At 43.5% G+C, this 14,882-nt stretch carries 11 protein-coding genes and 1 pseudogene; all 12 read left to right on the top strand.

Annotated elements, in window-relative coordinates; genetic code table 11:
• The first annotated feature begins 1 nt into the window (after position 1).
• Complete coding sequence (gene essC / locus PGRAN_RS07115; RefSeq protein WP_036066139.1) at positions 2 to 4,510, top strand: type VII secretion protein EssC; 4,509 nt, start codon at positions 2 to 4, stop codon at positions 4,508 to 4,510.
• A gap of 133 nt (positions 4,511 to 4,643) precedes the next feature.
• Positions 4,644 to 5,531 (top strand): DUF1672 family protein, encoded by an 888-nt coding sequence (locus tag PGRAN_RS07110; protein WP_036066137.1) that lies wholly within the window; start codon positions 4,644 to 4,646, stop codon positions 5,529 to 5,531.
• A gap of 27 nt (positions 5,532 to 5,558) precedes the next feature.
• Positions 5,559 to 6,839, top strand: a complete 1,281-nt coding sequence (locus PGRAN_RS16260; RefSeq protein WP_051998474.1) for an SA1320 family protein — start codon at positions 5,559 to 5,561, stop codon at positions 6,837 to 6,839.
• A 16-nt stretch (positions 6,840 to 6,855) separates the two neighbouring features.
• Complete coding sequence (locus PGRAN_RS16255) at positions 6,856 to 7,620, top strand: hypothetical protein (RefSeq protein WP_051998473.1); 765 nt, start codon at positions 6,856 to 6,858, stop codon at positions 7,618 to 7,620.
• A gap of 208 nt (positions 7,621 to 7,828) precedes the next feature.
• Positions 7,829 to 8,134 (top strand): hypothetical protein, encoded by a 306-nt coding sequence (locus tag PGRAN_RS07100; RefSeq protein ID WP_036066136.1) that lies wholly within the window; start codon positions 7,829 to 7,831, stop codon positions 8,132 to 8,134.
• A gap of 49 nt (positions 8,135 to 8,183) precedes the next feature.
• On the top strand, positions 8,184 to 8,684 hold the full coding sequence (locus tag PGRAN_RS07095; RefSeq protein ID WP_036066135.1) for a hypothetical protein: 501 nt from the start codon (positions 8,184 to 8,186) through the stop codon (positions 8,682 to 8,684).
• A 197-nt stretch (positions 8,685 to 8,881) separates the two neighbouring features.
• Positions 8,882 to 10,909, top strand: coding sequence for a BglG family transcription antiterminator (locus PGRAN_RS07090; RefSeq protein WP_036066134.1), 2,028 nt, complete (start codon positions 8,882 to 8,884; stop codon positions 10,907 to 10,909).
• Positions 10,906 to 11,187, top strand: coding sequence for a PTS sugar transporter subunit IIB (locus PGRAN_RS07085; RefSeq protein WP_036066132.1), 282 nt, complete (start codon positions 10,906 to 10,908; stop codon positions 11,185 to 11,187). The genes PGRAN_RS07090 and PGRAN_RS07085 overlap by 4 nt, the downstream gene beginning before the upstream one ends.
• Positions 11,188 to 11,208: 21 nt before the next feature.
• Positions 11,209 to 12,575, top strand: a pseudogene (locus PGRAN_RS07080) (PTS ascorbate transporter subunit IIC).
• The gene (locus PGRAN_RS07075; protein ID WP_036066131.1) at positions 12,572 to 13,417 is read left to right on the top strand and encodes a transketolase; all 846 of its coding nucleotides are present in this window, start codon (positions 12,572 to 12,574) and stop codon (positions 13,415 to 13,417) included. The pseudogene PGRAN_RS07080 and the gene PGRAN_RS07075 overlap by 4 nt, the downstream one beginning before the upstream one ends.
• Complete coding sequence (locus PGRAN_RS07070) at positions 13,414 to 14,355, top strand: transketolase family protein (RefSeq protein WP_036066130.1); 942 nt, start codon at positions 13,414 to 13,416, stop codon at positions 14,353 to 14,355. Before PGRAN_RS07075 ends, PGRAN_RS07070 begins: the two co-directional genes overlap by 4 nt.
• Before the next feature lie 76 nt (positions 14,356 to 14,431).
• Positions 14,432 to 14,824 carry a hypothetical protein gene (locus PGRAN_RS07065; RefSeq protein WP_036066129.1) on the top strand — a complete coding sequence of 131 codons (393 nt, stop codon included), beginning with the start codon at positions 14,432 to 14,434 and terminating at the stop codon, positions 14,822 to 14,824.
• Positions 14,825 to 14,882 lie beyond the last annotated feature (58 nt).

The raw sequence follows: 14,882 nt of genomic DNA, 5'->3' as shown, positions 1-14,882 counted from the left end.
GATGGAGAAGCAGCTACTGACGATTAGTTATGGCAACCAGTTACATAAGTGCCAGTTAGATCCGAAAAAAGAGGTAACGATTGGCGGGGACTTGAGTCATACGGTGACCTATGATAACTTGGCGGATTCGTTGCAAGTGATTTGGAAAGAGGACGCGGAGCAATGGTTTTTAGGTGATTTGCCGCTTGCTTTGAATGAGCGTCTGAATTTGGAGACGTCTGACGGGGAGAAGATCCAGTTTTATTTGACGGAGGATTTGGCCGCGCAGGTTTTTGATACGACGACGAAATATTCGATTACATTTGGTGAGAAGGATTTTAATGATGTTGTGATTGCGGGCACGACGGCGGATTTGTTGTTTATTCGTGAGGAGCTTGGTGCGACGTTTAAATTGAATGTATATGGTGGGATTGTTTACCATAACTATTATCGTGTGGAATCGGAGTGCCTGTTGCAAGCCGGGGATCAGCTTTATTTTGATGGCGTGACAATTCGGGTTGGTAAGGAGGACATCGAGATTATCGCGGGAGATGGCCGTGTTCATGCGACGCTTGCGCAGTTGGTTGCGCCGGACAATGCTTTTAGTGCGGATTATCCGGATTATCACCGGTCACCGCGGATTATTTATCGTGCGCCGGAGACGAGTTTGACGATCGCGAAGCCGCCGGGCAAGCCTTCAAAACCAAGCGAGGAATTGATGAAAATTTTGATTCCGCCGCTGATTATGATTGCCATGTCGATTGTGATGATGTTTTTACGTCCGAATCCGATTTTCGTGTTGATGACGCTTGGGATGACGGGCGCGACGGTGATTTTCTCGGTGACTACGTATGTGAAAAATCGCAAAAAATATAAGGTGGACATGAAGGAACGTGACGCGAGTTATCGTCGTTATTTGAAAGACAAGACGTCGGAACTTCATGCTGCTGCAGAGGAACAGGCGCATTCGCTACATTATCATTTTCCAACGGTGACGGAGATTCGTGATATGGCGCTTTCTATTGATTCGCGGATTTATGAGAAGACGATGTTCCACCATGACTTTTTGCAGTATCGGGTTGGTACTGGGGAGGAGAATACGTCGTTTCAAGTGGAATTCCAAGAGGAGGAGTTCACGCAGGACAAGGATGAGTTGGTGGAGAGTGCAAAGGGTTTGAAGTCGCAGTATTATTCGGTGAAGGATGTGCCGATGGGGACGGATTTGATGAACGGGCCGGTTGGTTATATTGGGCACCGCGCGCTTGTGATTGAGCAGTTGCAGTTGATGGTGATGCAGACCGCGCTTTTCCACAGCTACTATGATTTGCAGTTTATTACGGTATTCCCAGAAGAGGAGAAGGAACAGTGGGACTGGATGCGTTGGTTGCCACACGCGAGTTTGCGTGATATTAACGTGCGTGGCTTTGTGTATCATGAGCGTTCGCGGGACCAGGTTTTGAACTCGTTGTACCAGATTTTGAAGGAGCGCAAGATGGCTTTGGAGGAAAAGGGCAACAAGTCGGAGCAGATGTACTTTTCACCGCATTATGTGGTGCTTGTGACGGACGAAAAACTGATGATGGATCACACGGTGATGGAATTTTTCAATGAGGATCCTAGTGAGTACGGGGTTTCGCTTGTGTTCGTGCAGGACGTGATGCAGAGTTTGCCGGAGCATGTGAAGACCGTTATTGATATTCGGGATGCGAAGAACGGGAATGTGATTTTGGAGCAAGGTGAGCTTGTGAATCGTGGCTTTACGCTGGATCATTTCCCTGCTGATTTTGATAAAGAGAGTGTGAGTCGTGCGTTGGCGCCGCTTAATCACTTGCAGAACTTGAAAAATTCGATTCCAGAATCGGTGACATTTTTGGAGATGTACGGTGTTGATCGCGTGGAAGAGCTTGGCATTAGCGCGCGTTGGGAGAAAAATGAGACGTATAAAAGCTTGGCGGTTCCGCTTGGTTTGCGTGGGAAAGACGATATTGTCAACCTGAATTTGCATGAGAAAGCGCATGGTCCGCATGGTTTGGTCGCGGGTACGACGGGTTCTGGTAAGTCGGAGATTATTCAATCGTATATTATCTCGCTTGCCGTGAATTTCCATCCATATGAAGTCGCGTTCCTGCTGATCGATTATAAAGGCGGCGGAATGGCGAATCTATTCCGAAACTTGCCACATTTGCTCGGTACGATTACGAACTTGGATGGCGCGCAGAGTATGCGTGCGCTAGCGTCTATTAAAGCCGAATTGCAAAAGCGTCAACGTCTATTTGGCGAGCACGATGTCAACCATATTAACCAATATCAAAAATTATACAAATTAGGCGAAGCATCCGAAGCGATGCCGCATTTATTCCTGATTTCCGATGAGTTCGCCGAGTTAAAAAGCGAGCAGCCGGAATTCATGAAAGAACTTGTTTCGACGGCGCGTATTGGGCGTTCGCTAGGTATCCATTTGATTCTAGCAACACAAAAACCGAGCGGTGTCGTGGATGACCAAATCTGGTCCAACTCGAAATTTAAACTGGCGCTGAAAGTACAAAACGCGTCAGATTCCAATGAAATTTTGAAAACACCAGATGCAGCGGAAATCACGCTACCAGGTCGTTCGTATTTGCAAGTCGGGAATAACGAGATCTACGAATTGTTCCAAAGTGCTTGGAGTGGTGCGGATTACGTGCCGGATAAAGACGATCAAGAGCAAGTGGACACGACGATTTACGCGATTAACGATCTCGGTCAGTATGAAATTTTGACGGAAGATTTAAGTGGTTTGGGCGATAAAGAGGATATTTCAAAAGTGCCGTCAGAGCTCGATGCGGTGATCGATTATATTCACGATTATACCGAGGAAGCGAACATTGCGATGTTGCCGCGTCCGTGGTTGCCGCCGCTTCCTGAGCAAGTATTCGCACAAGATTTGCACCCAGTAGATTTTGAAAAAGCTTGGCAAGAGCCGAAAAAATCACTGCGCGCGACGATTGGGTTACTTGATCAACCAGAGATACAAGCTCAAAATCCATTAACGCTAGATTTAACAAAAGATGGGCATGTAGCCGTATTTTCAAGTCCTGGGTATGGGAAATCTACCTTCTTGCAAAGCGTTATTATGGACTTGGCTCGTCAACATAACCCGGAACAATTACATGTGTATCTTCTAGACTTTGGTACAAATGGCTTGTTACCATTAAAAGAAGTACCGCATGTCGCTGATACAATCACGATTGATGAATTTGAAAAATGTACGAAATTTATTAATATGATGCTTGTAGAGTTGAAGTCGAGGAAAAAATTATTAAGTAAGTTCGGTGTAGCTAATGTGGGGATGTATGAACGTGCAAGTCAGCAAGAAATACCTAACATCTTGATAACCATTGATAATTTTGACGCAGTAAGAGATGCAGGATTGGACGAAAGGTTCCAACCTTTGATAAGCCAAATTGCACGTGAAGGTAGTTCCGTTGGTATTTATTTAATGATTAGTGGCGGACGCCAAAATGTCTTGAATATTCAACTTGTCGCCAACATAAAAACACAAATAGCGCTTTATCTGATTGAAGAAAATGAACCAAAGAGTATTGTAGGTCGGACAACGTTGAAAATTGAAGATATGATGGGCCGTGGATTAGTTAAAGTTGAGGACCCAACAATTTTCCAAACGGTGCTGCCGAATAGAGGTAGTGATGTGCTAGAGATCATTTCTGGAATTCAAGAGGAAGGTAAAGCAATGGATGCAAGTTGGTCTGGTGAGAAACCACTAGCAATTCCAATGGTGCCAGAGGAGTTAACGTATGAAGAATTTGTTTCATGGCGAGGAATAGAAAAAATCGGTAGCATAATACCATTAGGGCTTGAAAAAAATCAGGTAACACCAGTTGGAATCGATTTACGAGAAGTTGGTAACTTCGTAATTGCAGGTTTATCTAAGGAAGATGGAGATAATACAATACGTGTTATGTTGAAGTATATGTTAGCCCGCGATAGTTATGAGATTGGAATTATTGATACCAAAAAACGTGAATTCTCTGCCATGCAAGGAAAGGTCAAGCTGTATGTTAGTGGTAAGGAGAGTATTGTTCAGCTGTTAGAACAGTTGAATGGAATCGTTGCTAAGAGAGAAGAAGCTTATAAGTTGGAACAACAAGAAAATCCTGATGTAAGTCCGGAACATTTTATTACTAAATTTAAGCCTATTGTGATATTTATAGCCGACTCATCTGATTTAGTAGATGAAGTAGATGATAGAGATTGGGATAATGTTGTAAAACTTATGAAAACTGGTGCATTTATGGGAGTCAATATCGTTTCTAATACTCTATTTGATGCGTTAGATAGCCGTTACGACGTCATAACGAAGTATCTAAAAGTTCAATCACACGTATTATTATTTAGAAGCACATATGGACAGTCGATGTTTGATGTGACAAGTAAAGATACTCGTGCGACTATTTTTAATCCTCAAGAAGCTTATTTAATCAGTGATCGAGTAGCAACGAAGATTAAATTACCCTTGTGGAAGGAAGAGTAATAATGTTTTCTCATCCATTTCATATGGGCTGGATGAGAAACAATTAAGAGTGTAGACATGCAATTATTGGCGAAATAAATTTAACTTGTTTATAGTTAATGCTGTAGAGAAGTTAAAAAAAGGAAGTGAAATCATGAAGAAAAGAGCAATTGTAGCGGGAATAGTAATTAGCTTAATATTAGGAGGGTGTAATTTGATGGATAAAAAAAGTAATGAGGATGCAGTATCAAAGAAAGAAGTGGCAGTACAGGATTATACGGGACAGGGATTTATTTTCATTGATGGTGATAAGACGAAAGATATAGTTGCAGAGAATAAAGATCTGATTTCTAAATATGCGTTAGACTATTTTAAAGAAAAATATGATACCGATGTGGTGGTTAATAATGTTGTACCAGCGAGAAATGCGGCAGTAGTCATTTTGGAGTCCGAGGAGGAACCTCAATTTAATACATCGGTTATCGTGAGCATTGATATGAATAAAAAGAAGGTATTAGATTCGGTTACATCTGAAGAAGGAAGTATCGCTCAAAGTATACAAACGGGGCTTTATGCTATGGCTTATGAAGATAAGTTTTCTAATTTAGATAAGTTTGTTAAGTCTAATTCTGAAAAATATGGATTTATTGGATTGACAGATGAGGCGGTTAAAAAGACAAGAGATTCTGGCTATGTTACTAATTACTATTATTTGGCTATGCAAGGATCGGGCGCATCTAATATTTCCAATCTATATATGGCTAATAAAAATATTAATAAAGATTCTTTAAAGAGCTTATTTGAAAAAGAAAAAAATCCTGAAACTTTAGTAGGAATTGTCATTTCACTCTATACTAAAGATAAGACAGTGGACATGGATAAAGTGAATTCAATAATTACTAATTTAAAGAATGCAGAAGGACTACCTCCAGGTGCCTATGCAGTAATTGTTAATGGCAATATTATTGATGTAACAAGTGGTCATGCAATAGGGGATTCTGTGGGAACTTCAATAGGTGTGGATGAAATTGTGAAAAAATAGCACTAATATTTGGGGAGAGTGAAAATAATGGGAAAGACAACGCCAGATAAAGATTTAATAGAGCTAGGCGGAAGTTCTGTATATAAAAATCCAGTTGTAAATACCGTGATTTCTATCAATGGTAACTCATATAAAGTTTTAAATACGAATTATAAAGGAGCAGCTGGGCTAGATGCAATAACAATCGCTAATATAAAGACTGGTGAAATTTCAATAGTTTATCAAGGAACACAGGGAATTGATGATGTTCTTACAGATGCATCTTTACCGGGCAAAAATATAGATGCGCAATTAGCTGCGGCAAATGCGTATTATGATAAAATGAACAGCTACTATAAAAATAATCCAATTACTCTACGGCAAGCAGATGGAGAAATGAAAAAATTCTCTGCGAATGGTGTCTCAAATGTTGCTGGTAATTCTCTTGGAGGCGGATTAGCCAATCATGTAGCCATCCAGAACCAAGGTGTATATAGTGTCGCTTTTGACCCAGCTATACTACCATATGCACCAGATAGCGGTAAAAGCAAATATATCACAAATTATATGAGTCAATATGACCCACTCACGCTAGGAGAACTTGGCCTAGGATACGATGCAAGGTTACCTGGTAAACAAGTAACTATGTATGGTGGCTTACCTTGGTTCGCTGCGTTATCACATAATCATACAGGCTATAATGATGACGGTGAATATGAAATTGGGAAACCTGGGGATGTTGGCTATGGGAAAATAAAAATTGGTGCTGATGACTATTTAGCGGTAAGTCCTTGGGGGAATGTCCTTGCCAGCAATTATGGAGGATCGGGTACCAAGATTAAAATTGATCCGGGCACTTTGACGCAACTAGCGGTATCATTAACTGCTAACACATTAGGCCAACTTAAGGATGCTAAAAGTTATTTGGATAACTCTGTTGATATTGTTAACCATGAGGGAGGAAACCTTGATCATCGAGTTGGGGATTTAAAGGATCAGTTTGATGCTGTTCTAAAAGAAACAACTTTTGGAAAAATATTTTTAGGAGCTGGTGCGTATGAACAGTTAAGAAACCAGTTTGAAAAAGAATACCCAATATTTACAACGGCTGTTGACGTGATGCAAAGAATACGTACTACGCCCATTATTTCTGATGTTTTAGATTTTATACTAACTAACTCATTCACAGTGGTTGATGCATTATTGAAGCTACCTATGCTTTTAGGTGATATTGTCCTAAAGGCGGAAGACATAATTGATCACATGGGTGGGATAAAAACTAAAGCCATCCCCAAGCTATTTGTAAATATAGATACTAAATTTTTTTGATGGTATTGTAGACGAATTGGTTAAACATTATGCGATTATTGATACAAATAAAGATAAATTCGAAATGCAGGTCACTAATTTCAGAGATCAAGTAACAGCTGTCAAAGACGTGATGGAAATAGCAGATAGAAATGCATCGAAAGGTATTTATAATGAGGTTAATTCGGGACCTAGTACTGTGAAAATAACTATTGAAGACTCGCCGTACTTGAAAACTGGAATGACTGTGAGACAAAAGCAGATTGATTCTAATTTTAAAGAATTTTCAACGAGTCTGAGTCTAAGTATGAAGCCGCTGTTATGGAATCTAGGAAGTACCATAAATCAAGCAAAGATTGCTATGGATGATATTTTAGGAAATTTACGAATCATTGTTGCGGCAGTTAATGCAGTGGATATTCCTATTGTTTCGTTTGATGACGATTTAAGAAGTACATTAAGAAGTTTAGAGAGAACATTAAATGGCTTGAAACAATCAGCAGAAGGTGCGCATCAAGCAGTCACAGATCTAGAATCTGGATTTGAAAATGTTTTGACCAATTTTAAACCGTACATAGATACGGCATTGTTTGAGGGGACAAAGTATCATAATGTTATTTTGTATAATCAAGCAGCATTAAATATTCTAGAGATAACTAGGCTAGTGTTTATAGATATTAAATATCAATTAAGCGGTAGTAATAGTTCGGAAGCGGTTCAATCATTAGATATTATTGCTAACGATGTGAAACTGAATTTAGATAGATTGATTGAGCAAGTAAAACTGGGTACGATTCAGTAATAGAATGTGAGAAATGCTGAGGTTGGGAGTCCTCAGCATTTTCAATTGAATACATAACAATGCAAAATTAAAAACTATAAAGCGAGCTATCGATAATGATACAGAGATTATTGAGTATGATTTACCAAGACAAAAAGTTCGTTCCATAGCAGGGAAAACATTGAAAAAGCAATTTGTTAAATTTATGAAAGTGCAGGTGTGATAAAATATGGGAGCAGGTGAAATTTCGATCTCGCTTACTGAACAAGAACAACTGCTTGTTGAAATGCAGAAATTAGCACAGCATTCAGGAGAGTTGACACAATTGCTGAAAGAAGCAGGAGAAGCAGTAAGTGCGATTTGTTTAGAAGGTCAATTTAAAGATAGAATTATTAACAATGATCAAGGAACAATATCACGATTCACACTCAAAGCACAGACACTCCAAACACTGGCAGAAGTTTTGTCAATCCAAACAGAGAACACGTATAAAGCAATGATGAGGGGGAAATGCAAAACTTGGAAAGGTCACTAGAAATGGTCTGGATGAAACAAATAGTGATGTCGGTATTCAGTCGGAGCTTATGTTTGCATTGCAAGCTATGAGTTTTGGAGATGACTTGTACCAAAATCTTAAGAGTAGGAGCTTTCTTAAAGAACATTCTGAATTGGAGTTGGGGTGGCTAATCTCGAGTAGAGAAGAATCGAATGCAAATCTTGATAAAGCAATCGAATATTATATAGAGGGTATAACCGATAAGGCAGAAGCTAAAGAAGTAATAAATCAGATTGCTACTCCTGTTTTTAGTACTGATGAAACAGGATATGCGAGTGAACATATCCAAAAATTCAATCTAACTTTTCGACAGACAGCTCCATGGACGGAAGATGCTAAAGAGCAATTTCTAAAAGAGTTGAGTGCTATTCCTGGTTTAGAACCGGGACATTACGAAATTCTATTAGAAGCTAAAGACGCTGATACATCTGAAAAAACAGGGTTTTATATAAAACCAAACGGAGGCGTAGAACCTAATTATTATGATCCAAGTGACGAAAAGGAATCATGGATAAACTGGTATAAATAATTTAAATAGCAAAGCCGAGTTCCCGGACCACAAATCCCCGAACTCGGCTTTTTCCCATTCCTCCAAAACCTCTGCTATAATCACAATACCCACCAAAAACCCAATCCAGCCTCCAAACCCACCACACACTTTGTACTCAAATCACCTAGCTATCTTTATGTAACCGCTTTAAAATAAAAAGTAAGGAGGAGGCAATCATGTTTGATCAACGTGCATTTTGGCTTTTTGAGCAGATTATTCGGTATGAGAAAATGACGAGCGTGGCGCTTGTTCGAAAAATGGGGCTGTCGGAGCGGCAGTTTCAATATGATTTTGAAAAGATGAATCAGGCTTTGCGGCATGTTGGAAAATCGGAAATTGGCATACGAAATCAGTGTTTTATTATCGATCCTGGGCTGAAAACGGCTTATTTGGAGGGTTCGGAGTTATTTATACGGCAGGAGGAGCTTTTTCTCGGGGAGCAGGATCGGGTCTATTTACTTTATTTGTATACGTTTATTCGGCAGGAGGAAATATCGAATTTTCATTATCAGCGGGTGTTGCATGTGAGTCGGAATACGGCGCTGAGTGATGTGAAGAAGGTGCGTGGGTTTTGTGCGGAGGCGGATGTGCGATTGGTGTATTCGCGGCTTTCTGGGTATCATTTGGTGGGAACAGAGCGGGATAAGCGGGTGCTAGCGGGGCGTTGTGTGAATGCATTGTTGGTGTTGCCGCTCGGCGAGATTGCGCTGAAATTCGTTCTGGAGAGCTGGGGACTGCGCGCACGGTTAGACGCGACGGAGCGGATGCTGCTTGATTGGCAAAAGGTGAACCGGGTGGAGCTCGTGCAGGATCGGCAGCGGGAATGGCTTTATTTGGCGGCGTTTCTGAGGTGTCGCGGGAAGCATGCGGGGCTTGCGTTTTCGGGTATGGAGCGGGAGTTGATCATGCAGCAGGCGGTGTATAGGATGACGGAATCGCTTGTGGTGGCGCTGTTTGGGACGCAAAACGAGATGGAGCGGCTTTACGTGACGGTGCAGGTGATTGGGGCGCAGCGGACGGCGGAGATGGGTGAGCATGCGGTGTTGCTGGATTTGGCGGATCGGATTATTGCGGCTTTTGAGAAGCTGACGTTGTTGACGCTGGATAATAAGCGCGAGTTGCGGCGGAGTCTTTACGACCACCTGGTGCCGGCGTATTTCCGAATCGTGTTTTCGCTGCCACTGATCGCGCCAATGACGGAGCAAATTAAGACGGCGCACCCAGAGTTGTTCGAGTTTGTGAGGCAGGCGTTGTCACCACTTGCAAAACTGACTGGGAAAACCGTAAGCGAAGCGGAGATTGGTTATTTTACGATTCATTTTGGTGGGTATTTTGAGCAGAAGCGCGAGGCGCGGCGGGATTTTGAGGCGTTGTTGGTTTGTCCGAACGGGATTAGTACGTCGCTGATGATGAAATCGCAGTTGCGCCAGTTGTTTCCGGAGTTGCGTTTCGTTATGGCGGACGGGGCGAATATTCCAGAGTCGGGATACGATATGATTTTTTCGACGGTGTATGTGCCGACGCGAAAACCGGTGTACTTAGTGCAGCCGCTATTGACGTCGCTTGAAAAGAATTACTTGATTCAGGCGGTCGCGGCGGATTTTCCAACGATCGATCACCGCCATATTTCTGTGGATGCGTTACTCGAAATCATTGAACGGCACGCGGTGATTGAGGATGAGCAGAAATTATATGATGCCATATTTAATAAGATTTACGGAAAAGTGTCGATAGAGAGGGGATATGCGCCAATGCTATCAGAATTATTAACGAAGGATATGATTCAGTTTACGGATGAGGAATTGGGTTGGAAAGAGGCGATTCGACTTGCCGCAGCACCGCTTGTGACGGGAAATCGTGTGAAAACGGATTATGTGGATGCGATGATTGAAACGGTCGAGGAAATGGGGACGTACATTCATATTGGAAAAGGGATTGCGATTCCGCATGCGAGACCGGAAAAAGGTGTGAATCAAATTGGGATGTCGTTTTTGCGAACGCGGACGCCAGTGCATTTGGTAGACGATTCGGGTCCCGCGATTGATATTTTTATTTGTTTGGCGGCAGTGGATAATGAGGCTCATTTGAAGGCGTTGTCGCAATTGACGCGATTTTTGACGAATGATGTGGCTTTGGAGAAATTGAAGCAGGCAGAAACAGTGGAAGAAATTACAGATTTAATAGAAGGAGAGGAACAGGAATGAGAATTTTAGCGGTTTGTGGGTCTGGTCTTGGTACGAGTTTTATGGTAGAGATGAATATTAATCAGGTGTTGAAGGAGCTGGGCGTGACGGATGTGGAGGTGTCGCATTCGGATCTAAGTTCGGCGACTCCGGATAGTGCGGACGTGTTTTTCCTCGCGAAGGACATTGCGGAGGGCGGCGAATCGCTCGGTGAGGTGATTGTGCTGGACAGTATAATCGACATGGATGAGCTGCGCGAGAAGGTAACGGCGGTTGTTCGGGACAAGGGCTTGATTTAAAAATGGGGAGGGGGAAGAGATATGAATGACTTTCTAAAAGTGTTAGTGGATATTCTGAGTCAACCAGCGATTCTGGTGGCGTTAATCGCGCTCATCGGTTTGATTGCGCAACGGAAAAAATTATCGGACACGCTAAAAGGGACGACGAAAACGTTTGTCGGTTTCCTCGTGATTTCGGCGGGGGCTGGGATTTTATCGGCATCACTCGCGCCATTTGGGAGATGTTTAAGGCGGCTTTTCATGTGACGGGAGTCGTGCCAAATAATGAAGCGATTGTTGCGATGGCCTTGACGGAATATGGGACGAATACGGCGTTAATCATGTTTTTCGGAATGATGGTCAATATTTTGATTGCACGGTTCACGAAGTTTAAATATATCTTTTTGACGGGGCATCATACGCTTTATATGGCGTGTATGTTGGCGGTAATCATGACGGTGGCGGGCTTCACGTCGGTTCCGCTGATCATGGCGGGAGCTGTGGCGCTTGGAATTATCATGTCGCTTTCTCCGGCGATTGTGCAACCGTTTATGCGAATTTTGACGGGGAATGACAACGTGGCGTTGGGCCATTTTAGTGCGGTTGGTTATGCGGTGAGTGGTCTTGTCGGCAAAGCGGTCGCTGGCAAAAATCCGAAATCGACGGAGAAAATTAATTTTCCGAAAGGATTAGGCTTTTTACGGGACAGTACGGTGAGTATTGCGCTAACGATGATGGTGATTTATGTAGTCGTGGCGCTGTTTGCGGGGCCTAGTTATGTGGAGGCCAACTTGAGTGATGGCACGAATTATCTTGTGTTTGCGATGATTCAGGCTGGGACTTTTGCGGCGGGTGTGTTTATTATTTTATCTGGCGTGCGGCTTGTGTTGGCGGAGATTGTGCCGGCGTTTAAAGGGATTTCGGAGCGTTTGGTGCCGAATGCAAAACCTGCGCTGGATGTGCCGATTATTTATCCGTATGCGCCGAATGCTGTGTTGATTGGGTTCTTCTCGAGCTTTATTGGCGGGATTGTTAGTATGGTGATCATGACGTTTACGGGTGGCGTGATTATTTTGCCTGGCGTTGTGCCACATTTCTTCACGGGGGCTGCGGCTGGTGTGTTTGGGAATGCGACGGGCGGTGTTCGTGGCGCGGTTCTCGGAGCGTTTGTGAACGGGATTTTGATTAGTTTCTTGCCTGTTTTCTTGATGCCGGTGCTCGGAAATCTTGGGTTTGCGAATTCGACGTTCTCGGATACTGATTTTGGTGTGAGTGGGATTTTCTTCGGTGTGCTCGCGAATCATGGCGGGACGATTGCGATTGTGGTGAGTTTGGTCGCGATTCTGGCCGTGATGTTCTTGCTTAGTATGAAACGGAAAAAAAGGAACGCGGTAGAGGAGGAAGCATGATGTTGGCTAAAAATCTGGATGTGGCCGCGAAGCAAATACGGCTGTATACGTTGAAGGAGCTACGAGCGCTTGGATTTGGTCATTTTGGTGGGAGTTTATCGATCGTGGAGGCGTTGGCGGTGATTTACGGGAAGCATTTGGCGGTGGATCCGGAGAAGCCGGAGGACGCGAATCGTGATTATTTCGTTCTGTCGAAGGGACATGGTGGGCCGGCTTTGTACGCGACGCTGTTCTTGAAGGGATTTTTCGCGGAGGAGGAGTTGTATACGTTGAATCAGAACGGCACGCGTTTGCCGTCGCATCCGGATCGGAACTTGACGCCGGGTGTGGAAATGACAACGGGTTCGCTTGGTCAGGGGATTTCGGTCGCTGGCGGGATTGCATTTGGGAATATGTTGGCTGGACGTGAGAATTATACGTATGCGATTGTCGGGGACGGCGAGCCTAACGAGGGCCAGTGCTGGGAGGCGTTTCAGTTTATTGGGCACCACCGGCTGGACCGCATGATTGTATTGATTGATGATAATAAGAAGCAGTTGGACGGTTTGACGGCGGATATTATTGATCCGCTCGATTTGGAGTGGAAGATGCAGGCGTTTGGATTTCATACGTCGAAGGTGGATGGTAGTTCGACGCAGGTCATAGATGAAGCGATCCAGACGGCAAAAAGAACCTCTGGAAAGCCGCACGCGATTGTGCTAGATACGGTGAAGGGGCAGGGCGTGACGCATATTGAGGAGAAGGCGGATAATCATCATTTGCGCCCAGATGACGCGGATTGGCAAGCGATTGACGGTGCCATTTTGGCATTAGAAAACGATTTGGAAGGGGTGGCACAATGACGCTCGTACTTGAAAAAGACCAAATAGAGATGCGCCAAGTTTACGCAGACACGATACGAAAACTAGCAGCCGCAGATCCGAATGTAATTGCGCTGGAGGCTGATTTGAGTAGCTCGATGTCGACTGGAGGGCTAAAAGAGGAGTTACCAGGCCAGTACGTGAACGTCGGGATTATGGAGGCAAACATGATGGGCATCGCCGCGGGACTTAGCGTGCTTGGACGCAAGCCATTTATTCATTCGTTTGGCCAATTTGTGACGCGTCGTGCTTTTGATCAAGTTTTTGTATCGCTTGGCTATGCGCAAGTTTCAGCCGTGATCGTTGGCTCTGACGCAGGCGTTTCCGCAGAACATAATGGCGGCACGCACATGACGTTTGAGGACATCGCCTTAATGCGCGAAATCCCAAATGCGTATGTTTATGAGGCTAGCGACGCGATTCAATTCGGATGGCTCCTCGAACAAGCCTACGAAAAAGGCGGTTTACACTATATCCGGACAATTCGTAAAAACGCGACACAACTGTATAAACCAAATACCACCTTTGAAAAAGCACAAATTTTGCATCAAGGTACGGACATTACGATTTGCGCCGCAGGAATCATGGTTGCGGAAAGCTTAAAGGCGGCGGCAAGCCTCAAAGAAATCGGCATCTCGGCCGAAGTTATTGACTTGTTTTCAATCAAACCATTAGATGGTGCAACACTTCTCGAATCTGTCAAAAAAACAGGACGCGTCATCACCACAGAAAATCACAACGTAAACGGCGGGCTTGGAAGTGCTGTCGCGGAATTTCTCGGAGAGCACCATCCCGTTCCGCTGTATCGCATCGGTGTCCGCGAACAATTCGGTCAGGTTGGTTTGATGCCATATCTCCAGGAGTTTTACGGACTTACCGCTGAACATATAGTTTTACAAGCGAAAAAAATGATTTCATAAAAAGAAGGCTGGGCAATTAATTCACGCCCAGCCTTTTCATTTTGTGTTAGAATAGATAGAAGAGGTGAATCCACATATGGCAATGAAAGATCAAATAGAAACAGAAGTCAATCAATATTTAGCGGACAATGGCATGTCGACGAGTTTTCAGCGTCTCATGTATGCTGGCCCGTTGATGCGCACTAGGCACAGTCTCGTACTCGTTTTCACAGAAGTCGGCCTGATCACCTTCTCTTTTTCCATCGTCAGCAAATCCGAAACGCACATGTATTTTTTACCAAAAGACAAAATCCGGGCCATTCGCCTTGATAAAAAACGTTTCGTACATAAACTAGCGATGGAAGCAGAAAATGAAGAAGGGCAAGTGGAACGCGCCCAATATTTCGTCAGTAAGCGGGTTTTTGGAAGACCTTGGCATACGGAGACACTTTCCTATCTTTTCGAAAAAAAGATTTTTTCACCAATATAACCATATTTTAATCGTGGAAATATCTTTTTTCTGATACAATGGTGAAAAGGGTATTTTT

It is taken from the genome of Listeria grandensis FSL F6-0971, from assembly GCF_000525835.1.
Lineage (GTDB): Bacteria > Bacillota > Bacilli > Lactobacillales > Listeriaceae > Listeria_A > Listeria_A grandensis.
This window is presented reverse-complemented; position numbering and strand designations above follow the sequence as displayed.